Annotated in this window: 13 protein-coding genes and 1 pseudogene; 12 read left to right on the top strand and 2 right to left on the bottom strand. The window is 47.5% G+C overall.

Features of this window, described 5'->3' with window-relative positions; genetic code table 11:
* Positions 1 to 178: 178 nt before the first annotated feature.
* From QUA10_RS18130 to QUA10_RS18120, 3 genes are all read left to right on the top strand, one after another.
* Positions 179 to 2,833, top strand: coding sequence for a C39 family peptidase (locus QUA10_RS18130; protein WP_333083842.1), 2,655 nt, complete (start codon positions 179 to 181; stop codon positions 2,831 to 2,833).
* 702 nt (positions 2,834 to 3,535) lie between these two features.
* Positions 3,536 to 3,853 carry a DUF4347 domain-containing protein gene (locus QUA10_RS18125; protein WP_333083844.1) on the top strand — a complete coding sequence of 106 codons (318 nt, stop codon included), beginning with the start codon at positions 3,536 to 3,538 and terminating at the stop codon, positions 3,851 to 3,853.
* Positions 3,817 to 7,611 (top strand): FG-GAP-like repeat-containing protein, encoded by a 3,795-nt coding sequence (locus QUA10_RS18120; protein WP_333083845.1) that lies wholly within the window; start codon positions 3,817 to 3,819, stop codon positions 7,609 to 7,611. Before QUA10_RS18125 ends, QUA10_RS18120 begins: the two co-directional genes overlap by 37 nt.
* Positions 7,612 to 7,771: 160 nt before the next feature.
* Here the strand turns inward: QUA10_RS18120 and QUA10_RS18115 are convergent, their stop codons facing one another.
* A complete protein-coding gene (locus QUA10_RS18115) occupies positions 7,772 to 8,674 on the bottom strand; it encodes a PEP-CTERM sorting domain-containing protein (RefSeq protein ID WP_333083846.1) in 903 nt (300 codons plus the stop codon).
* 937 nt (positions 8,675 to 9,611) lie between these two features.
* Positions 9,612 to 9,827 (bottom strand): hypothetical protein, encoded by a 216-nt coding sequence (locus QUA10_RS18110; RefSeq protein ID WP_333083847.1) that lies wholly within the window; start codon positions 9,825 to 9,827, stop codon positions 9,612 to 9,614.
* Between the two features lie 612 nt (positions 9,828 to 10,439).
* Here QUA10_RS18110 and QUA10_RS18105 point away from each other — a divergent pair.
* The 9 genes and pseudogenes from QUA10_RS18105 to QUA10_RS18065 form a co-directional block, all read left to right on the top strand.
* Positions 10,440 to 11,978: pseudogene (locus QUA10_RS18105) on the top strand (ferredoxin--nitrite reductase); the annotation flags it as partial.
* Positions 11,979 to 11,996: 18 nt separating this feature from the next.
* Positions 11,997 to 12,323 carry a 2Fe-2S iron-sulfur cluster-binding protein gene (locus QUA10_RS18100; RefSeq protein ID WP_333083875.1) on the top strand — a complete coding sequence of 109 codons (327 nt, stop codon included), beginning with the start codon at positions 11,997 to 11,999 and terminating at the stop codon, positions 12,321 to 12,323.
* A 91-nt stretch (positions 12,324 to 12,414) separates the two neighbouring features.
* A complete protein-coding gene (locus QUA10_RS18095) occupies positions 12,415 to 13,749 on the top strand; it encodes a CmpA/NrtA family ABC transporter substrate-binding protein (RefSeq protein WP_333083848.1) in 1,335 nt (444 codons plus the stop codon).
* 170 nt (positions 13,750 to 13,919) lie between these two features.
* Positions 13,920 to 14,789: a nitrate ABC transporter permease gene (gene ntrB, locus QUA10_RS18090; RefSeq protein WP_333083849.1), complete on the top strand. Its 870-nt coding sequence runs from the start codon at positions 13,920 to 13,922 to the stop codon at positions 14,787 to 14,789.
* 174 nt (positions 14,790 to 14,963) lie between these two features.
* A complete protein-coding gene (locus QUA10_RS18085; RefSeq protein WP_333083850.1) occupies positions 14,964 to 16,988 on the top strand; it encodes a nitrate ABC transporter ATP-binding protein in 2,025 nt (674 codons plus the stop codon).
* 104 nt (positions 16,989 to 17,092) lie between these two features.
* Entirely contained in the window at positions 17,093 to 18,664 is a 1,572-nt protein-coding gene (locus QUA10_RS18080) for a nitrate ABC transporter ATP-binding protein (RefSeq protein WP_333083851.1), read from the top strand.
* A 372-nt stretch (positions 18,665 to 19,036) separates the two neighbouring features.
* Complete coding sequence (locus QUA10_RS18075; protein WP_333083852.1) at positions 19,037 to 21,208, top strand: nitrate reductase; 2,172 nt, start codon at positions 19,037 to 19,039, stop codon at positions 21,206 to 21,208.
* Positions 21,209 to 21,617: 409 nt separating this feature from the next.
* Complete coding sequence (locus tag QUA10_RS18070) at positions 21,618 to 21,821, top strand: hypothetical protein (protein ID WP_333083853.1); 204 nt, start codon at positions 21,618 to 21,620, stop codon at positions 21,819 to 21,821.
* Between the two features lie 16 nt (positions 21,822 to 21,837).
* Positions 21,838 to 22,149, top strand: coding sequence for an RNA recognition motif domain-containing protein (locus QUA10_RS18065; RefSeq protein WP_332948676.1), 312 nt, complete (start codon positions 21,838 to 21,840; stop codon positions 22,147 to 22,149).
* The last annotated feature ends 199 nt before the right edge of the window (positions 22,150 to 22,348 follow it).

Genomic DNA, 22,348 nt, shown 5'->3' with positions numbered 1-22,348 from the left:
AAAGTGAGATTTGTGGGGCAACTCCCGCCAATAATTAAAAACTTATGCTGGAAAAGGCATTAACCGCCCGTAGGCTAAATCTAGGGGCGGTTTTGTCCTGGTTCAGGTCATTGTGTTTAATAAAATCAGAAGTTATCCTTGCTTTAGCTGAATAATTAAGTAGGTAGGGGGATAGATAATGACAAACAGCAACATTATTTTAAGTTACTTAGGCCCGCGAGAAATTGAGGTCAATAGAGCCGCTGTCTTAGTTGGCACTTTTGACAAAAATCTAGTAGCAGCGATTTCAGCAACAGAAGGCTCAAATGCCCTGAATGTAGGGATAAATCTCTCTAGAGGCATTTGGAACATCAGTTTAGAAAAAGGATTCGATAGCACAGGAACTCGCACAGTGCAGGTGAGGGCAACTGATAAGACCGGCAAAGTTATCGGCCAACAAACAATTAACATCAAAGTTAATCCTGCGTCTGTGTCACCCGCTCAATTTTTCACTTTAATTACTCTCACAGATACCAAATTCAAAGCCGGAACACTACCCGCGAGCAATCTCAACGAGCTGCAAAAAGCGGACATACCAGCAGGGAAAATTTATCAAGTTAGCGACTACGAGTTAGAAGACGGACATCTGAATGTTCAACTAAATAATCCAATTTACCCGGTGGGAAAGTCCGGCTTTTTCTACGAAAAACACGTACTCATCACCAAAGGGGCAAAAATTCTCATATTCGATCGCGCCGAGTTGCCGGTCCCGCCGCCTGGAATGCAGTTACTGTGGGTGATCAAAAAGACCTGGTTAAAGTTCACCCCCGTAGATTCTGGAACTTTAGGAGCAACTCAGAAATTACAATTTAACCTGGGAGAAACTTTCAATCTTCTTGGCTACGCTTGCGTAGAAAACCATTTTCGAGTCGCTTTTGCTCGGGCAGTTCCTAACCTAGGAACTTCGGGATTTCTGTACTGGCAGCACGTCCAAATTTTGCGAGATGGCAGGGGAATTGAGTATGATAGAAATGCAGTTACGATGACAATCATCAAAACGACTGTGTTTAAAAAGCGGCCGATAAATGCCGCTAGCCTGCCACCCCAAGAAAAAATTACCTTGCCGGCGGGAATGATTTACGGAATTGCCGGATTCTCGATCGAACAAAGCCACATTAAAGTCTCGCTGACCGAGAATTTGCCGCAATTTGGCAATACGGGTTTCATTTATCCCGATTTTGTGCAATTCAGCCGCGGTGGCAAATCTTTTAATCCCGCTGTGAATTTAACTTATCAAGGGCCGTCAGAAGTTTTAGTAAATCAGCCGATCGTCCTTCGGGGTACTTTTGATCGGCAACAAGCAGCAAAAATTGACGTGATAGCTGAGGATAAATTTCCCCTAACCGTCACTCTAAACCAAGAAGCCAGCACTTGGCAAGTTAATTTGTCTAAAGGATTTAGCGTAGCGGGAGCTCGGTGGCTTAGGTTGCGGGCAACTGACAGCAAAGGCAACGTTACTGGCAGCCAAATAATTTACATTACCGTAACTTCCGATCCGCTAACTGTCGGACAAGGTTTGACCTTAAAGATAGTTTCTGACACTTTGTTTAAGGTAGCTCCCCTTGATTCTTCCCGGCTCAACAATCAGCAAAAAGTTTTTGTCAAAGCAGGTCAGACTTTGAGGGTGAGTAAATACGGATTTATTGACGGGCATCTCAAGGTGGTTCTGGATTCAGCAATTTGGCCGATCGGCACTTTTGGCTATTTTTATGAACCTGACGTTCAGTTGGCAAAAGGTACTCAAATCCTAAAATTTAACCTAGCTGACGTACCCAATAGCAACGTCAGCGCTCAACTGTTGGTAACTCAAACAACTCAGATTAAAGCTAAGCCCGAAGATTCATCTAAACTGCCTGCCGATCAAATGGCTGACCTACTTTTAGGCACTACCTATGCCATCACTGGCTATGCCTGCATTTTGGGGCATTTCCGAGTAACTCTCGCCCAACCAATTCCCGGTTTCGGCAATATCGGATTTATTTATTGGCAGGACGTTAAAATTAAAAAAGACGGCAAAGAAGTTCCCTTTGACCCCGATGCTTTGACGATGACAATCCTGCAAGCAACTGTGTTTAAAAAACGCCCAGTAGATTCTGCTAGCCTGAGCAGTAGCGAGAAAACTACGCTGCCTTTAGGTAGAGTTTACGGCGTGAACAGCTACGGTGCGGAAGGATCTCACCTGAAAGTTTCCCTGACTGAAGAACTGCCTAATTTTGGCAATACAGGTTATGTTTTTCCTAGTTTTGTTCAGTTCAAGCGGGGAGATAAAATTTTCGATCCGGTTCCGAACAATGTGGAATTGAACGTGCCCTATTTTTCGCAGCGGGACAATCCGCGTTTTGACTGGTCTACTTGCAACGTAACTTCGATCGCCATGGTGCTTTATTATTACGGCATTCGTTCTCAGTGGGGCGGACAGTTGGAGGATGAGTTGTTGCAGTGGTGTTTCGATTATGCCGGCCAGGGTTCTCAAACGGATCACAACGTGCTTTCGGCGCTGATTCAAGCTTACGGGTTTAAGACGAGTTTTAGTACGACTCGCACATGGGCCGAGGTGCGATCGGAATTGCTGAATGGGCGGCCAGTAGTTTTAGCCGGAGATTTTACTGTGGCCGGTCACATTCTTACTGTAATTGGCTACAATTCTCAGGGTTATATCGTGCAAGATCCTTGGGGAAATGCACTCACGGGCTACAGCGATACTGAGGGGAGAAAGTTGATGTATCCCTACAGTTACGTCAATCAAGTGGCTGGGCCAGATGGGAATGTTTGGGCACATTTTATTGATCCATAATCTTTTTAAGTGCGATCAAGATTGCGACAGTCGATCCGGCTAGAGTTGGCAGTACATTTGTGTCAACTTAAGACTGAAACCCTCTAGATATATCCTTTGTATCGCAGTCTCGATCGCCCGCAATATTACTTAGGATCGCGAATTAAATAATTTACACAAGTTTGTGGGATGGGCGTCCCGCCCATCCCACAAGAACCATCAAATTGTAAGTTATAGCGGTTCTCAGAAAGATTCGCGGACGTAGTTGGGATGCGAGCCCTATACGTTTAGTGGTTATATAAGCTGTCAGTCATACCTCATCTTTTTGGTAAAGGCTATATTTAATTCTCATTCCTTAATAATTTTAACTATTTTCATTGCGTTACGCCTTGTCCCATCTGCACAAAAACCTAATTATGGGAGAGGTCTAATCAAAAGTCGATGAAAAGTTGATGAGAACTCACTCAAGTTGTCAAATAGTCACCTGATTTAATAAAAATACCGTAGAAAGTGCGATCGACCCCATTGGTATATCCCCGTTCTTTGTAAGCAATCCCCCTGCGGTTGCCCTCGTGGGCGGGGGGGAGGCACTCTTGGCACTCCCAAGGTCGATCGAGGGAATATGTATCAATACATCTTTAGCAAATCTTTACAGAGTTTTATGCAATCAACCGTTATGCTTGATACAAATTTTCACTCTTTTTTAAACCAGGAATAAGTATCATGCGAAAATTGAATTGTCAAGTTTCAGGAAGTGCGATCGCCTTTATCGACTCTAGAGTAGAAGATTATCAAAGTTTGGTTGCCGGAGTAAAACTGGGGACGGAAGTAGTTGTTTTGGATCGGGATCGGGATGCGATCGAGCAAATTACGGAGATTTTGGGAACTCGGACTAATATTAGCAGCATTCACATCATTTCTCACGGCAGTCCGGGAAGTTTGCAAATCGGTAAGAGAGAGTTTTCATTAGATAATTTGGCAACTTATTCGCAGCAATTGCAGCAGTGGCAGATTTTTTTGCGGGGGGGGGGGAAATTCTAATTTACGGTTGCAATGTGGCAGCAGGATATCGCATTTGTCCCAAAATCCGCCGGGGAATTAATTCCCCGTCTCATAGCGCAAGTCGGTTTCAACCGACTAAAAAAAAGGTCGCTATTCAGTCCTCTTTAGAGGACTTTCGCTATGAGACGGGGGTTTCAACCCCCGGCGGATCGGAGGAATACGCCAAAGACGATCGACACGCGATCAACAATGAATATGCGATCGATCCTAAACACCCAATAGACGGTTTCACCTTCATCCAGCGCATCGCCCAACTCACAAACACCAACGTTGCCGCCTCCAAAAACCTCACCGGAAGTGCAGCAAAAGGCGGCGACTGGGAACTAGAAGTGACAACTGGAAAAATTGCAGCCTCTTTAGCATTCCGGCCCGAAGTTCTAGCAGCATACAGCCACGTCCTTGCAACCTTCAGTGAAGCCAGGAACTATAGTGTACCAAATGCTGGAGACATGGATACCGGCGACCTTAATGGTGACGGTTTCCTCGACTTAGTAGTGACAGGTAGGCAGGATCGCTTCTTCCCAAGAGATATTTCCATATTATTGGGGACGGGCACTACGGGCAGCTTGGCTACTCCTATCAGCTTACTTAAGCCAGCAGGTAAGGAGAATCCCTCTGGTGTTGCAGTGGGCGACTTTAATGGAGACAGCAAACTCGATTTAGCTGTAGCGAATCGTCAGGATTCACAAGGTAACGGCAATTTTGTTTCGATCCGGCTGGGGACAGGTACTGGCAGTTTTGCAGATCCTATCAACTTTGGTGAAAATATAGATCATAGGTCGATCGTAGCCGGTGACTTTAATGGAGATGGCAAGTTGGATTTAGCCACAACTCCTTATCTCGATAACTTCGTTTCAATACTTTTGGGAGACGGTACTGGTAGCTTTGGCACTGCCGTTAAGATTAATACACAAACACCCAAGTATACTCTTGACACAGCCGACTTTAACGGCGACGGCAAACTTGATTTAGTCACCTCGAACTATTCAGAGACTGATAACATCTCCGTTTTCTTAGGAGATGGTAATGGCAACTTTAATTCCCCCGTTAACCTTACCTCCCCCAGGACTGAGTTTCGCACTGTTGTCACAGGCGACTTTAATGGCGACGGCAAACTCGATATTGCCGCTAATAACAGCTCAAATCGATCTGTCTCAGTCTTCTTGGGAGATGGTACGGGTAATTTTGATACTGCTAACAACTTTAGTGTCACACCTTATTTCTTTGGAGGTCCCGAATCTGTGGTTGCAGGGGATTTTAGTGGCGATGGCAAACTCGATTTAGCCACGTCTAACTACGTGCAGAAGGTACTTTCAGTCTTGTCAGGAGATGGTACGGGTAAATTTGGTACTCTCAGCGACTTTACGCTCCCGAATGCCCCGAACACTGATGGTTATCTTGCTTTTTCTATTGCGGGAGATTTTAATGCTGACGGCAAGTTGGATATAGCTACGGCTTCCGGTTCAACTGTCTCGGTTTTACTGAATACATCGAATACAGTTAATTTCGGTGCGGCAACTTACAGCGGTGTGGAAGGAACAACAGACACAGTAGTTAATATTCCCGTCAAAATCACCGGTGGCACTCCCTTAAACGATATAGTTGTGCCAATCCTCCTCGACTCCAGCAGCACAGCCACCGAAAATTCAGACTACACCTTTTCCCCTACTTCGATTACATTCCCCGCAGGTGCAACAGGTGATGCACTTACCAAAAATATTGAAGTTACTATCAAGGCTGACAGTATTTCTGAAAACCCCGAAACAGTAATTTTCAACCTTGGCACAATTACCGCTGGCATTGCCGGATCTACAAAAAAAACAACTCTAACTATTTCAGATCCGGTTGCTGTTGCTTATGCCATTGCCACCAATGCTGCCACCATTGACGAAGGCAATAGCGGCAAAAAACCTTTAACTTTCACTGTGACTCGCAGCAACGTCACTAACGGGGCAAGTAGCGTCAAATATGCGATCGCCGGAACTGCTACCAACGACAGCGATTATAACAATATCAGCGGCACTTCTGGGGCAAAAACTGCTACTGGCACGATTAATTTTGCGACAGATGAAACATCAAAAACCATCACTCTGGATGTGTTAGGCGACACCACGGTTGAACCCGATGAAACTATTACCGTCACCCTGTCAGACCCCACAGGCGTCGCAGCGGTAACACCGATAATTACCGCTGATAGCGCTACCACAACTATTATTAATTACACTGCACCAACACCGACACCGACACCAACGCCGACACCAACGCCGACACCAGAACCACCAACGCCCACACCGACACCGACACCGCCCACACCGACACCAGAACCACCCACACCGACACCAACGCCGACACCAGAACCACCCACACCGACACCAACGCCGACACCAGAACCACCCACACCGACACCAACGCCAACACCAACGCCGACACCAGAACCACCAACGCCAACACCGACACCAATACCAACGCCGACACCAGAACCACCAACACCGACGCCAGCGCCAACACCGACGCCAGCGCCAACTCCAGCGCCAACACCGACGCCAGCGCCATCGGAAACTCCAACACCAGCGCCATCGGAAACTCCAACACCAGCGCCAACACCGACGCCAACACCAGCGCCAACACCGACGCCAACACCAGCGCCAACACCAGCGCCATCGGAAACTCCAACTCCCACACCGGCCCCAACGCCGACACCAGCGCCAACTCCCACACCGGCCCCAACGCCGACACCAATTTCAACTGAAAGTGATTGCATTTGCAATACTATTGAGTATCCAAATTTGGATTTACCCAATCAAGCTGAAAATATTATCACCAGCAATGGCAGCGGTGAAATTCAGTTGGGTACTCCAGACAATGACGCTTTTTACGGCAGTTCAAATCCGAACATATTCGATGCGGGTTTCGGCAATGACAACTTATACGGAGGCGAAAACAACGATACTTTTTACGGCAACAAACAAAATGATTTTGTGAGCGGCGATCGGGGAGATGATATCCTGTCGGGTGGCAAACACAATGACATTATGTTGGGAGGTGAAGGTGAAGATCTCATTTTCGGTGATCGGGGCAATGATTCGATAAATGGCAAGGAAGATAACGACTTAATTTTTGGCAATGTCGCTGCTGATTTTATCGACGGCGATCGAGGAAATGATATCGGATTGGGGGGTAAGGGAAATGATATTATCTTTGGCAGCGAAGGTGAGGATAGTCTTTACGGTAACTTCGGAGATGATAGTATCTGCGGAGGTGATGGCAATGATTTCTTAAGCGGAAATCAAAGTAACGATTTGCTAGATGGATGCCTTGGGAATGACACTCTTTATGGTGGCAATGGTAACGATACATTGCTGGGAGGTAGCGGTGATGATGTTTTGTTTGCCGATCGCGGTGATGACAGTTTGAATGGCGGTAATGGCACCGATCTTCTACTGGGTGGTAACGGTGATGATTTACTGACTGGCGGTTTGGGAAGTGATGTTTTGTCAGGAGGTGCTGGCAACGATAAATTCTTGCTCTCCACCAATTCTGGCATCGATACTATCTTGGATTTTGAGGATGGCAAAGATTTGCTAATACTCGCCAACAATCTCACTTTCTCCCAACTCTCAATTACTCAAGAAAACAGTTCAACTTTCATCCGTTTGTCAGCAAAAGGTGAAATTTTAGCCTCTCTGAATGGGGTGTCTGCCAGCCTGATTAATGCGGCAGATTTCAATCAAGCTTAGAGGAGTAGTAGATATAGCGTTTCTCAAAAAGATGAGGTATGACTGACAGCTTATATAATCACTAAACGTATAGGGCCCAAGCCCAACTACGTACCTCATCTTTATGAAGTGCAGGACACGGCATTGCCGTGTCCCTACAAGGATCGATCTGAAATTCATTTCAGCTAATTTTGTGGTGAATTTTGCGTTTCGCTGCGCCAATGCCTAGAATCCCAAATCCGGCTAAAGTACCGAAGATAGTAGCAGGTTCTGGTACTGGTTCAGCAGATCCTTGTTCAAACGATCCTTTAATGGCGATCGCATCGTTAGCACACTCGGCAAAAAAGTTAGCAATATAATTCCCCGAAGGCATTGAGGATTTATTGAAACTGAATCCGATTGTTTGAGAACCTACTGCATTAAACTGAGCGAAATCCAGACCGAGAACGCTCAAAGTTGCTGGTGTTAAAAAAAATATTTCTCCTACTTTTGTACCCGTAGCTATTGAGTTGAGAATAGTCGAGTTTCCTGTTTGTAGAAAATAGGGGTCTGTGGCAGCTAAATCGCCCATTGATGGGGTTCCGCCTTGAGATGCCACTACCGTATTGAATTGGTTTAAATTGCTAAAGCCAGAGTTAGTTTGGGTAACGTTTTTCGCTGTAACGTTACTGTAAACGCCTGTTCCCGCCACGCCGGAGTCATTTCCTTCGGCAAAGCGGATACCAAACAAGCTGCCGCTTGCGTTAGCTGTATTAAAGTTTTTACCGGAAAAATTGAATAATAAATCGCCGTAGTTGATGTTGCCTCTTTGAGCTAGTGAGTCGGCATATCCTGCTAAACTTAGATTAGAATTGATGGCGATGAAAGCTGTATCTGATGTTTCTTTGACGGCGAGGCCGTAAAATTCAAATTCCCCGCCGCCGATTTGGGGCCCTGTCACGCCGTCGTTGAAGGAATCGATCGCATAATTCCATCCGTTAGATAGCGTTGCTGCTGTAGCTTTTTGTTGCTGTAGTGCGAGAATGGCACATAAAAGAGCCACTGAGTAAGTCCATTGGATGCTGTTTTTAGCAATTGATTTCATAAAATGCTCCCTGGGAATCATGGTTAAATTGTCCAGTCTGATCGATCGACAGTTTTTAATTTTTATTTAGTAAATCATACATTCGGACCGAATTCCTTAAAGTTTCGCGACATATTTTGTCGGGCTAAATCCTATCAACTAGATTGGTTAAAACAACGAACTCATGCGAGTAGCTAAATACAGCAATCCTCGCATCAGTTGTAAAAATATGTAGGGGTAGTGCTAAGAGTGCCTACCTCAGCCTGCATCGGGGCAACCGGGCGTGGGTAGATCCCCTACAAGAATTACACAAATCATTTAGGATTGCTATATAGGACTGACGCAGGTACAGTATTATAGTGGGGCTGCATAAGTGCTGTAGGTGCAAATAAACCGACTACCGGGTTTGGGCGGTTGAGAACAGCAATAAACTGCCTGCTATTCCAAATATAAGCGGTACTCGCCTCTCCAATATCATATTGTTTTGTCAGGCCGATCGACTTAATTGATTTTTTATCAATTACCAATTAATTTTGACAATAGGGGCGTGATGTTGTAGATGCCGATGCCGGATTCTCTTAATAATTCGATTGTTTGATTAATAATTTTAATAAATAGTCTTTCATCCCCAGCGCTGTTCAATAATTATAATTACGTTGGTTGGGAGAACTTCATTCCTCAAACTTCTAAAATCCCGATCGCGCACAGCAGTTTTACTAATTTTACCATCAGCGTTCAACCCAACAGGCTCTCATGAATCAGCACTTTTTCTGTAAGTGCCGCCCAAAGCGAGAATTGGATAATCAAAAAAAATCATACGGCAAGAACTATCGCACGTTTTTAGAACACCCAATTAACTTTCTCCCCTACATCCGCAGGCATCGTGGGTTCCTTCTAACTCCGTCGGTGGTTTCTGCATTTGCAGCGCTGCATAAATCAATCAAATTTTTAAATGCTGTTAATATATCGCCGACAGTTCGTTGACTATCTTGACTCTTCCCTTGAGTACAGAACGCAGCAGGCGGTTAATCGAATGTCTGTATTCATCGTCGAGAGAGTCATCCAAAACAGCAGCCATCAAGCCGTAGCGATCGGCTAAAGTCAAACAACCCGTATCCGTAACAGAAGCAAGCATTTCGGAAATAGCGCCGGGGAGAAGTTGAACTAAAAACATGAGACATTCCCTGAATTCGATGCTTATATCATCTCTCTTTCTTGGAAAATCAAGAGTGACGCTGGCATAGCACACAATGTGATGTTTTGAGGCAAACTGTGTGACAGCGACCGCTCTAATGTTGTGACGATCTCGTTTTAAGTCTGCGATCGCACTCACAACATTAATCTGAGATATTCCAATTTCCCCCTCTCCCGTCCTAAATCTAAAGATTTAGAGATGTTTTTCGATTTTGTGGGCGTCTTTACCCATTTCCCATGTATAAAACGCATCGGCCTTATGCAAAATATTCATAAAACTCAATATTTTGTAAAAATAGCTACGAATATTTACAATCGTGGGCTTTACATTAGCTCATAACAAAGGTGCATCGAAACGTAGCGATCGACCGAATCATCGGTAGCAACTATAACCATAAATAGTTTGGCGACGTTCGAGCCAGCGCCCAGTCAAACTCAAGTTTACAGAAGACCAACCATGCTTAAAAGAAATTCCATCTAGTAACTAAATATACAGTTTTAAATCCATACAGTCACTAAGGTTAGCAGGAAACACAGACTTTATGCTCCAAGTCAATACCTCCCCACACAAGTCAGCAGCGAGGGTAAACCGATGACCCAAACAGTAGAACCTAAAGCCCAAGCGAGCCTGAACAAGTTTGAAAAACTCAAAGCCGAAAAAGATGGCTTAGCATTAAAAGGCGAACTCGACCACTTCGCCGCCATCGGCTGGGAAGCAATGGACGAAATCGATCGCGAGCACCGCCTCAAATGGCTCGGCATCTTCTTTCGGCCAGTAACTCCCGGCAAATTCATGATGCGGCTGCGCTTGCCCAACGGCATCATTACTAGCAATCAAACCAGAACCCTAGCAGAAATAGTCCAACGCTACGGCGACGACGGCAGCGCCGACATCACCACCAGACAAAACCTGCAATTGCGCGGAATTCGCATCGAAGACGTACCCGACATCTTCCGCCGCCTCAAAGAAGCGGGCATGACCAGCATCCAGTCTGGCATGGACAACGTGCGTAACATCACCGGTTCCCCAGTCGCGGGCCTGGACGCCGACGAACTGATAGATACGCGGGAACTGGCGAACCAAGTCCAAGACTTGATTACGAACAGCGGCGAAGGCAACCCCGCGTTTTCAAATTTGCCGAGAAAGTTTAATATTGCGATCGCAGGCTGCCGCGACAACTCAGTCCACGCCGAAATCAACGACATCGCCTTCGTACCCGCTTACAAAGATGGCAACATCGGCTTTAACGTTTTAGTCGGCGGTTTCTTCTCTGCCAAACGCTGCGAAGCTGCAATTCCTCTCAACGCATGGGCAAGTCCTAGCGACGTTGTAGATTTGTGCAAAGCAATTTTAACTGTGTTTCGCGATCAAGGCCCGAGAGCAAACCGCCAAAAATCGCGCCTGATGTGGCTGATTGACGAACTCGGAATCGAACAATTCCGAGCCGAAGTCGAACAAGAATTAGGTCGCACTTTGCCCGCCGCCGCGCCGAAAGATGAAATCATCTGGGAGAAACGCGACCACATCGGCATCTACCCCCAAAAACAATCAGGGCTCAACTATGTAGGCCTGCACGTTCCCGTCGGACGGCTGCAGGCATCGGATTTGTTCGATTTGGCCAGAATCGCCGAGGTTTACGGCAGCGGCGAGCTCAGGCTGACTGTGGAAGAAAACGTGATTATTCCCAACGTTCCCGACTCGCGGATTGAAGCGCTGGTCAAAGAACCGCTGTTGCAGCGTTTTTCCATCGACCCCGCACCGCTAACGCGAGCCTTGGTTTCCTGTACCGGCGCCAAGTTTTGCAACTTCGCCCTCATCGAAACAAAAAGCCGCTCCGTGGCAATGATTGAGGAACTCGAAGCCGAACTGTCAGTGCCCAAACCTGTGAGAATTCACTGGACGGGTTGCCCCAATTCCTGCGGTCAACCCCAGGTAGCAGACATTGGTTTGATGGGAACAAAAGTTCGCAAGAACGGCAAAACCCTCGAAGGTGTAGACATTTACATGGGAGGCACAGTTGGCAAAGACGCTCATTTGGGTGCTTGCGTCCAAAAAGGCATCCCTTGCGAAGACCTCAAACCGCTGCTGCATCAACTGTTAGTCGAGCAGTTTGGGGCAGTTCCCAAACAGATTACAGGGGATGTAGCTGTGCTGAACCGGCAACTGCAATTGACGGTTGAGGATGGCGAAACGGCAGTCCCGGCAGCCAAACCTCTGACATCTACTGTTATTTTCGCTCGATCGGGCAAAGAAGTTGCTTGCAGCGAAGATGAGTTCATTCTCGATGTTGCCGAACGGGCAGGAGTCGAACTTGACAGCAATTGCCGGTCGGGAAGCTGTGGCACTTGCCAGCAGAAACTCCTAGAAGGCCAAACAGTCTACGATAGCAAACCCGACGCGGCGACAGACTTAGAACCAGGGTTCATTTTAACTTGCAGCGCGCGGGCGATCGGCAAAGTGACGATCGACGCCTAATCTCATAATGTGAGATGCGATGCAAAGGTCGCGAATCAATCTCACATCTCACATTTCCACCATCTCAAAGTACAACAACAATTCAAGACAAATGAGCAACCTTTCTAGAAGAAAATTCATCATCACCGCCGGAGCAACAGCAGCCGGCACCCTCCTAGCCCACGGTTGCAGTTCCGGTTCAACCACATCTAACGGAGGTGCAACCCCCGCAGCCGGTGGCGCATCACCCAGCGCTGCCCCAGCAGTCAACATCAACCCTGCCGACGCCCCAGAAGTTACCGCAGCCAAACTCGGATTCATCGCCCTCACCGACGCAGCACCCTTAATCATCGCCCAAGAAAAAGGGTTATTTGCTAAGTACGGCATGAAAGACGTACAAGTTACCAAACAAGCATCTTGGCCAGTTACTCGCGACAACTTAGAACTCGGTTCCGACAAAGGTGGCATTGACGGAGCCCACATCTTATCTCCGATGCCTTACCACATGACATTAGGCACTATTACCAAAGGCAATCAGCCAGTGCCGATGTACATTGTCGCCCGGTTAAATACTAACGGTCAGGCAATTTCCCTGAGCAAAAAATACCTAGATTTAAAAGTAGGTACAGACAGCGCACCTCTGAAAGCAGCTTTTGCAAATCAAAACGTTCCTATTGCTATGACCTTTCCCGGCGGCACCCACGATTTGTGGATACGCTACTGGCTAGCAGCCGGCGGTATTAATCCAGATACAGATGTTTCCGTGATTCCCATACCGCCGCCCCAAATGGTAGCGAACATGAAATCTGGCAGCATGGAAGCCTTTTGCGTAGGCGAACCTTGGAATGCTCAGCTAGTTACTCAAAAGGTAGGATACACCGCCTTAATCACTGGAGAAATGTGGAAAGATCATCCTGAAAAAGCTTTAGGTTTAAGAGGAGATTGGGTTGACAAAAACCCCAAAGCTGCAAAAGCAATTACAATGGCCGTACTGGAAGCCCAGCAGTGGTGCGATAAGGCAGAAAATCACGATGAGATGTGCCAAATCATCTCTCAAGATAAGTGGTTAAAAGTACCCGTAGCAGATATTATCGGTCGCTCTAAAGGTCAAATTGACTACGGTACCGGCCGCATTGAAGCCGCTAGCCCTGTCGCGATGAAATTCTGGGCTGATAATGCTTCCTATCCCTACAAGAGTCACGATGCTTGGTTCTTAGCTGAAAATATTCGCTGGGGTTATATCCCGGCAACTACCGATATCAAAGCAACCGTTGATAAAGTTAACCGCGAAGATATTTGGAAAGCAGCAGCGACAACACTTGGCGTTCCCGCAGCCCAAATTCCTACTACCACTTCTCGCGGTGTCGAAACCTTCTTTGACGGCGTGAAGTTTGACCCAGAAAAACCAGAAGAATATCTGAAGAGTCTGGCAATCAAAAAAGCATAATTAGTTGGTTGACTGTTGACTGTTGACTGTTAACAGTTGACAAACCCCTAAAATTGATTGATGGTGTTGCGCGGAGTGGAACGGATAGTTCGTTCCACGAACCACACCAGTTGAACTCTGTTCAAAGTATCTACAAATAATCGATTATTCACAATACTGCAAAAAGAAAAATGGCAACAAATCTCGCTGTTACTAAAAGCAAAAATCCCGTAAATTTCGTTCTGGATCATGTTCAAAAAAACCGCCGAAAAATCATCCGCCCGTTGGTAGCAATTACAGTTCTGCTGATAATCTGGCAAATCCTCTGCAACAGTCCAGAGTCCAGCTTGCCGGGGCCAATCAAAGCTGTCCAAGAAACCTGGAATCTGATTATCAATCCGTTCTTCGACAACGGCGGTACAGACAAAGGCTTGTTCTGGCAAATTTTTGCTAGCTTGCAGCGGGTGGCGATCGGCTTTAGTTTGGCAGCAGTCCTCGGCATCAGTTTAGGAATCCTGATCGGCACAAACTCTTTAATGTTCGATGCTTTAGACCCACTGTTTCAAGTATTCAGAACTATCCCGCCCCTGGCTTGGCTGCCGATCGCCCTGGCCGTATTTCAACAGTTCAATCCCTTTGAAGGCATGGGGATGAAAGCTAACGAAGTTTCGGCACTCTTCGTAATCTTAATTACCGCCATTTGGCCGATTCTAATTAACACCACAGTAGGGGTTCAACAAATCCCCCAAGACTACAGAAACGTTGCCCGCGTCTTGCGCCTCCCTAACCAAAAATACTTCTGGAAAATCCTGCTGCCATCTTCAGTTCCTTACATCTTCACTGGCTTGAGAATTGGTATCGGTTTGTCTTGGCTGGCGATCGTAGCTGCGGAAATGTTAGTCGGCGGCGTCGGCATCGGGTTCTTCATCTGGGACGCTTACAATAGTTCTCGACTCAGCGCAGTGATTCTAGCAGTGCTTTATGTAGGAATCGTCGGTTTGATTTTAGACAGAATCGTTGGTTTCATCGCTTCCAAAGTTGTTCCTGAAGAACAGAAATAGAATTTGGGCATCGGGCATCGGGAATCAGGCATAGGGCCTGGCGAATGGGGCATGGGGAATGGTTACCAACTACAAACTGGTAGAAATTAGTTGTAAATTAATGCCCAATGCCCAATGCCCAATGCCCAATTAATAATCAGCATCATACAAATTACAAACTAACCTAAAATTACCATGTCAGTATTTGTTGAAGTAGACCACGTTGACCGCGTATTTAACTTGCCCAATGGAGAGCAATACATCGCTCTTAAAAATATCGAACTGAAAATTAAAAAAGGAGAATTCATCACCTTAATTGGGCACTCTGGCTGCGGCAAATCTACGCTGCTAAATATCATCGCCGGCCTCGACAAAGCAAGTCAGGGCGGGATTACTTTAGAAGGACGCGAAGTCCGCGATCCAGGCCCGGACAGAATGGTGGTGTTTCAAAATTACTCGCTGCTACCTTGGCTGACGGTGCGCGAAAATATTGCCCTAGCAGTAAATGAAATTTACAGCGGTAACTCTCAAGAAGATCGCGAGTTGGTGATCGAACACCACATTAAATTGGTCGGACTCGGACACGCCGCGGACAAACGCCCAGGCGAAATTTCTGGGGGGATGAAACAAAGAGTTGCGATCGCCCGCGCCCTGGCGATTCGCCCGAAATTGCTGCTGCTAGACGAACCCTTCGGAGCTCTCGATGCTTTAACTCGCGGCGGTTTGCAAGACCAGTTGATGAAAATTTGCGAAGAAAGTAAAGTCACCAGCGTGATGGTAACTCACGACGTGGATGAGGCTTTATTACTGAGCGATCGCATTGTGATGCTCACCAACGGCCCGGAAGCGCAAATCGGGCAAATCCTCGAAGTGAACATTCCCCGCCCCCGCAAGCGCATGGAAGTTGTCAACCATCCGAGTTACTACGCGCTGCGTAACGAAATGGTTTACTTCCTCAACCAGCAAAAGCGGGTCAAACAGCGCCGGGCCAAACAACAACCGCCTGTGATCGCCCGCAACGGCTTGGAAAAAATCAACCTCGACATCGGCTTTATTCCCCTCACCGACTGCGCCCCCTTAGTAGTAGCTAAAGAAAAAGGATTTTTCAAAGCCCACGGCTTGGAAGAAGTCACCCTCAGCCGCGAACCGGGCTGGAAAGCGATCGCCAAAGGAGTCGCCGAAGGACGGCTGGACGCAGCGCAAATGGTCGCAGGAATGCCGATCGGGATGCTGTTGGGCCTCGACGGTGAAGCCCCTGTACCCGTCTGTAGCGCCATGACGCTCTCTCGCAACGGCAATTCGATTATTTTCAACAAAGACCTTTACAGACAAGGCATTCGGACATTAGAGGATTTCAAAGCTGCGATCGCCAAGACTCCCGATAAAGTTCACACCTTGGGCATGGTACACTCTGCCTCCATGCACAATCTGCTGTTCCGCTACTGGCTGGCCGCCGGCGGCATCGACCCGGACCTCGACGTGGGCTTGACCGTGATTCCGCCCCCGCAGATGGTATCGAATTTAAAAGCAGGCAACATTGACGGCTACTGCTCAGGCGACCCCTGGAACTCCCACGCAGTCAACAGTGGTACGGGTTTTGTTATGGCCCGTTCCCTCGATATTCTACCCGGACACATCGAAAAAGTTCTCGGTGTTAGCGAAGATTGGGCTCAGAAATATCCTCAAACCCACCTCGCCCTCGTCAAAGCGCTTTTGGAAGCCTGCGAATACTGCGATGACCGGCGCAACCGCGAAGAAGTCCTAGCATTGATTAGCCAAGAACAATACATTGGCGCCGATCCGAAAGACATCCGTCCAGGGTTCATCGATCCGTACAACTCCGGTACGGAGGCAGAACCAGAAATGCTCTACAATTTCAACCAGTTCTCTGTTGACAAAACCAATTTTCCAGACCGCCTAGAAATGGTGTGGGTGATGGCGCAGATGGCTCGCTGGGGACTGATCCCGTTCCCGAAAAACTGGGTGGAAGTGGTCGATCGAGTTTTGCGGCCCGATGTTTTTGGTCAAGCAGTGCGCGAATTGGGTTTGCCGGATATTGCCAGAGATCGCCGGACGATCGAGCTATTTGACGGCACTGTGTTTAATCTCGACGACCCGATCGACTATCTTCACAATGTCAAAATCAAACGTGCCGTCCGCATTGAAGAAATCTTAATTGAACAAATAGGCAGTCAGTGTTCCATCAAACTGCCAGCATAACCAGCAAATAGGAAGAGGGAATGAGGAGCAAGAAATCAGGAAACAAGACTCCACCTTTCCCGCTTCCTAAGTCCCTAATTTCAAATTCTCAATCCAAAGTTGTCATGTCTAATTCCTCAACCCAAAATCCACATCCTGAAAATATGCAAACTCTAAAAACTCCCCAAAAAACCAAAATTCAAACGACTAAGCAAGACTTTCTTACGATTAAAGACGTATCGAAAGTCTACGAAACTCCTAAAGGCCCTTACGTGGTTCTCGACGGTGTAAACCTGACTATTAATGAAGGCGAATTTATTTGTTTGATCGGTCACTCTGGCTGCGGCAAATCAACTTTGCTGAATATGATTGCGGGATTCAACGGGCCGACAAACGGAGAAGTAGCCCTGGAAGGTTCGCAGATTACTGAACCAGGCCCCGATCGCATGGTGGTGTTTCAAAACTACTCGCTGCTACCGTGGCTGACTGCTACAGAAAATATTCACCTCGGCGTTGAAAATGTTTACCCGGAAAAGTCCGCAGACGAACACAATACGATCGTCAAGGAACACTTGGAATTAGTGGGGCTGACCGAAGCTTGTAACAAAAGACCGGGCCAATTGTCCGGGGGTATGAAACAGCGGGTGGCGATCGCCAGAGCTCTGGCAACTCGTCCCAAACTGTTGATTTTGGACGAACCTTTCGGAGCTCTAGACCCAATTACCCGGGAAGAGTTGCAGGAAGAATTGCTGAAAATTTGGCGGAAGGAAAAAATTACCGTCATTATGATTACTCACGATATTGATGAGGCTTTGTTTTTGGCCGATCGCATCGTGATGATGACCAACGGGCCTGCTGCTTCCATCGGCGAAGATATGCACGTTCCGTTCAGCCGTCCCCGCAATCGGGCGCGGATTATGGAAGACCCGAAATATTACGAACTGCGTAACTTTGCTTTGGAGTTTCTGTTTTCTCGCTACGCCCACCACGAAGAAGGTGAAGAAACGGACTCGGAGACAGAAGCCGTCGCGCTACCGATGCCATTACCTGCTAGCAAAAAGCCTGCGGTTGCTGACAGGCCTCTTGCACCTGCACCTTTTGTGTCTCACGCTGCCGAACCCTCAGAAGCCTCGTCGATCAAACGCGGCATCCTGGCAGCCTCGTGGTTCGTAGCAATGTTTACTTTAGCTGCGGTCAATATGTCTGTTGTTTCCAGCCAGCTAAAGCAAGCGAAACTAGCAGAAACTGCACCACAGGCGCCGACTGCCGGGGCGATTGTGAGTTCTCCCCCCAGCCCGCAAATCGCAGTAAGTTCGATCGCACCGACTGCTAGCCCTGCACCCATTGCTGCTGCAAGTCCTGCACCCATTGCTGCCACCACTGCCGCATCAGTGATTTCTGACCAAGCCGAACTCGATGCGATCGGAAAGCAGTTGTATGCACAAATCGACCAAAAATGGAGAACAACTCCGACATTTACCGAAAGCTTGACTTATCGGGTCAAAGTAAAACAAAACGGGGAGATACTACAGTTCGATCCCACAAATAAAGCAGCTAAAGATTTCGTCAAAGAAACTCCTCTGCCGGTTTTGCAAACTCCTGCAGATGCCGCAGCAGGCTCTGAAAAAACTGCTGAGTTCCAAGTAACTTTTAGCCCCACCAACGGTGGCGTATTAGAAGTTAAAACAAAGAAGTAGGCGACATAATACTTCCGCACTAAATCTCGAATTGGTATTAACAACCAGGTCAAAAGTAGTACCTGCGCGCTGTTTTAACTAGGCAATAATTCCTCCTAGCCCCATCCTGGGGGTGACAAGAGTTAGGTATAAATTTCCTATGTGTGAGGAAGATTGAGTAGCAGCCAGAAGCTGACTAAAAGCGAGAGCAAGCCAGATTTTTAGTAAGATAGCGGGTAATTCTAAATCAGGGTATTGTCCGTTTCTGTGAAGCATATATGCGGTAAGTTAGTAATGATTGACACGTTATTTGCAGGAGCCCTCAGTTCCGACTATAATGACAAATTACGAATTACCCATTAGCTTTCAAAAATTAGCATCTAAAATCACCAGATGGAAACTATAAAAACTCTTTGCCCATACTGCGGTGTAGGTTGCGGTCTAGAAGTTGTTCCCGACAAAAAACAAAGTTGGAAAGTGCGGGGCGATCGCAATCACCCATCGAGTCAGGGCATGGTTTGTATTAAGGGAGCAACCGTAGCAGAGTCCATTCGGAGCGATCGGCTACTGTATCCAATGATGCGAGATACTCTCGACCAACCGTTCCGCCGCGCTAGCTGGGACGAAGCTTTCGATGCAATTGTTAACCGCATCCAAACAATTCGCAGCACCAGCGGCCCCGATGCTTTGTGCGTTTACGGGTCGGGTCAATTCGCAACAGAAGATTATTATATTGCCCAGAAACTAATGAAAGGTTGTCTGGGTACTAATAATTTTGATGCTAATTCTCGCTTGTGTATGTCTTCAGCAGTCTCTGGATACGTTCAAAGCTTTGGCTCGGACGGGCCGCCTTGCTGTTACGACGATTTAGAATTAACAGATTGCGCTTTTATTATCGGCAGCAATACGGCGGAATGCCATCCGATTGTATTCAATAGATTAGCTAAGTACCACAAAAAGCATCCCCATGTCAAGATGATTGTGGTAGATCCAAGGCGGACTCCGACTGCGGAAGCGGCGGATTTGCACTTAGCAATTAAACCGGGTACGGATATAGATTTGCTTAATGGAATTGCATATTTGCTGTTACGCAGGCAAGCAATAGATGCTGAGTTTATTGAAGAATGCACGGCGAATTTTTCAGCTTTTGCTGAGGTTATTAGCAGCTACACGCCGGAGTTTGTAGCCTCGCGCTGCGGCATTACTGTCAGCGAGTTAGAAACGGCGGCAAACTACTGGGAACAGTCGCAGCGGGTTTTGTCGCTGTGGTCGATGGGAATGAATCAGTCGTCGGAAGGCACGGCAAAGGTGCGATCGCTGATTAATTTGCACTTGATGACCGGTCAAATCGGCAAACCGGGATGCGGCCCGTTTTCCCTCACCGGGCAGCCAAACGCGATGGGAGGGCGGGAAGCGGGAGGACTGTCTCACTTGCTCCCAGGCTACCGATTTGTGAAAAATGCTGAACACAGAACCCAAGTCGAAGAGTTTTGGGGAATCGCACCGGGAAGCATTTCCCCAAATCCGGGCCGCACAGCTTGGGAGATGATTACCGGCTTGGAAACTGGCGAAGTCGAGTTGCTGTGGATTGCAGCTACCAATCCGGTGGTGAGTATGCCGGATTTGGAACGCACTAAAGCCGCTTTGCTGCGATCGCCCTTTACTATTTATCAAGAAGCTTACTATCCCACTGAAACCTCTGCCTACGCTCACATCCTGCTGCCAGCAACGCAGTGGAGCGAAAAAACCGGAGTAATGACGAATTCCGAACGCCGCGTTACCTTTTGTCCCGGTTTCGACACTCCCTCCGGGGAAGCCCGCGACGACTGGAGCATTTTCGCCGAGGTGGGACGGCGGTTGGGTTTTGCCCAACACTTTGCTTTCGAGAACAGTGCGGAGGTGTTTAAAGAGTACGCGCAGTTGACGCGGGGTCAGCCTTGCGACATGACCGGTCTCAGCCACGAATACATCCGCCAAGAAGGGCCACAGCAGTGGCCTTGCCGGGAAAACGAGCCTGTGCATCCAGCGAACGAAGCGAAACGGCTGTATACTGACAGGCGTTTTCACACTCCTGACGCGCGGGCAAGATTTTCGGCCTATCACTCGCGGGGACTGGCAGAACCTCCCGATCCCAATTATCCGTTTGTGTTGACGACAGGGAGACTTTACGGACACTGGCACACGATGACGCGGACGGGTAGAACAGAGAAAATTAATCAATTGCACCCCGATCCGTTTTTGGAAATTCATCCCCGCGATGCTGCCCAATTGCAGATTAAGGAGGGAGATTTGCTGGAAGTTCGATCGCGCCGCGGCAAGGCGCAGTTTCCAGCAAAAGTCACAAAGGCGATCGCCCCTGGTACGCTATTTGTACCCATGCACTGGGGTTCTCTGTGGGCAGAAGGCGCTGAAGCCAATGCCATGACTCATTCTGCAAGCTGTCCAGATTCCAAACAGCCTGAGTTAAAAGCTTGTGCGGTGCAGTTGGTGGTGGTTGGGGCAGAAACTGCCGCAGAAGTTGAGGAATTTAATTGGGCAAAATCCACCCTCGCCGTTACTTCTTGAGCTGCCGTCCAACTACGGGATGTTACAAATCACCGAAGAACGAGCGGGAACCCGCGGGGGATAGACAAGGAAACGAGAGGAACTTGGTTGACGTTCGGCGAGCGCTCAGTCAATCACGCTCAGTCGAACGATTGAAGATTTACTCCACAGATGAATCTGGGATATTGAACAAGAGTCGAAAATTTTGCACTCTTCCCGACAGGAGTCCGGGGCTTGTATCAGTTTTTTGGAGTAACAACCTCTCTCGATCGAGCAATTTTGAATCCGGACATACCCTATACATAAATCTTAAATCTCACATCCCAGATCTAAAACCTAAAATCGTTAGGCCATTACGCAGCCTAAAAACTGCGTTTCCCCGGCAGAGCCAGGGAATAAGGAAAATTAAATTTATGTAAATTTATGTATTGTGAGTTTTTCCTTCTTTGATTGGGCGTTTTTGCTTCCGCAGAATGCCTTCTGGCGAATAGCTTCTGCTTTCTTTTTAATTAATCGTGTCAGACAATTGCCGTTTGCACCTCAAGGTGCTATAATGGTTTTACAAGGCTTTATTTTCGGCAGTACAGTTCGTTCGATCGGCGTTCCTCCGGATTTAAATCTCTACACCCTCTGATTCTGGAGAATGTTCAATGTCAATCTATGTCGGCAATTTATCCTACGAAGTAACGCAGGAGCACCTCAACCAAACTTTTGGAGAGTACGGAACAGTAAAGCGCGTTCAGTTGCCTGCTGACCGGGAAACAGGTCGGATGCGGGGTTTCGCTTTTGTAGAAATGTCTACCGAAGCCGAAGAAGCCGCAGCCATTGAGGCTCTTGACGGTGCTGAGTGGATGGGTCGCGACCTCAAGGTCAATAAGGCAAAACCCCGCGAAGAACGTGGTTCTTCTAACAGCGGTAACTGGGGTAACAACGATCGCGGTGGCAATTCTCGTCGCTACTAAACCACCCGAGCTAAATTTTTAGCTATCTTCTATAGCGCGTCGGAGCAAGCTGGGAGTCAACAATCATTCTCTGTTGAGAAGAGATAGTTAGTTCAGTGGTCGCACCGCGCCTTAAAAGCCTCAAAATATTGCTAGACAATAGTTTGAGGTTTTTTTATGGCAAAAATTTATTAAGCAGGAGTTCATCGCACGCGATCGA

Source organism: Microcoleus sp. Pol8_D6 (genome assembly GCF_036700965.1).
GTDB lineage: Bacteria > Cyanobacteriota > Cyanobacteriia > Cyanobacteriales > Microcoleaceae > Microcoleus.
The sequence above is the reverse complement of the archived record's forward strand: the minus strand, read 5'-3'. Positions and strand labels throughout refer to the sequence as shown.

Coding starts and splice junctions, on each gene's coding strand:
- QUA10_RS18125 (WP_333083844.1), top strand. CDS start 3,536: ATGCGAAAATTGAATTGTCAAGTTTCAGGAAGTGCGATCGCCTTTATC.
- QUA10_RS18080 (WP_333083851.1), top strand. CDS start 17,093: ATGTCTAATTCCTCAACCCAAAATCCACATCCTGAAAATATGCAAACT.
- QUA10_RS18065 (WP_332948676.1), top strand. CDS start 21,838: ATGTCAATCTATGTCGGCAATTTATCCTACGAAGTAACGCAGGAGCAC.
- ntrB (WP_333083849.1), top strand. CDS start 13,920: ATGGCAACAAATCTCGCTGTTACTAAAAGCAAAAATCCCGTAAATTTC.
- QUA10_RS18085 (WP_333083850.1), top strand. CDS start 14,964: ATGTCAGTATTTGTTGAAGTAGACCACGTTGACCGCGTATTTAACTTG.
- QUA10_RS18110 (WP_333083847.1), bottom strand. CDS start 9,827: ATGTTTTTAGTTCAACTTCTCCCCGGCGCTATTTCCGAAATGCTTGCT.
- QUA10_RS18075 (WP_333083852.1), top strand. CDS start 19,037: ATGGAAACTATAAAAACTCTTTGCCCATACTGCGGTGTAGGTTGCGGT.
- QUA10_RS18095 (WP_333083848.1), top strand. CDS start 12,415: ATGAGCAACCTTTCTAGAAGAAAATTCATCATCACCGCCGGAGCAACA.
- QUA10_RS18130 (WP_333083842.1), top strand. CDS start 179: ATGACAAACAGCAACATTATTTTAAGTTACTTAGGCCCGCGAGAAATT.
- QUA10_RS18115 (WP_333083846.1), bottom strand. CDS start 8,674: ATGAAATCAATTGCTAAAAACAGCATCCAATGGACTTACTCAGTGGCT.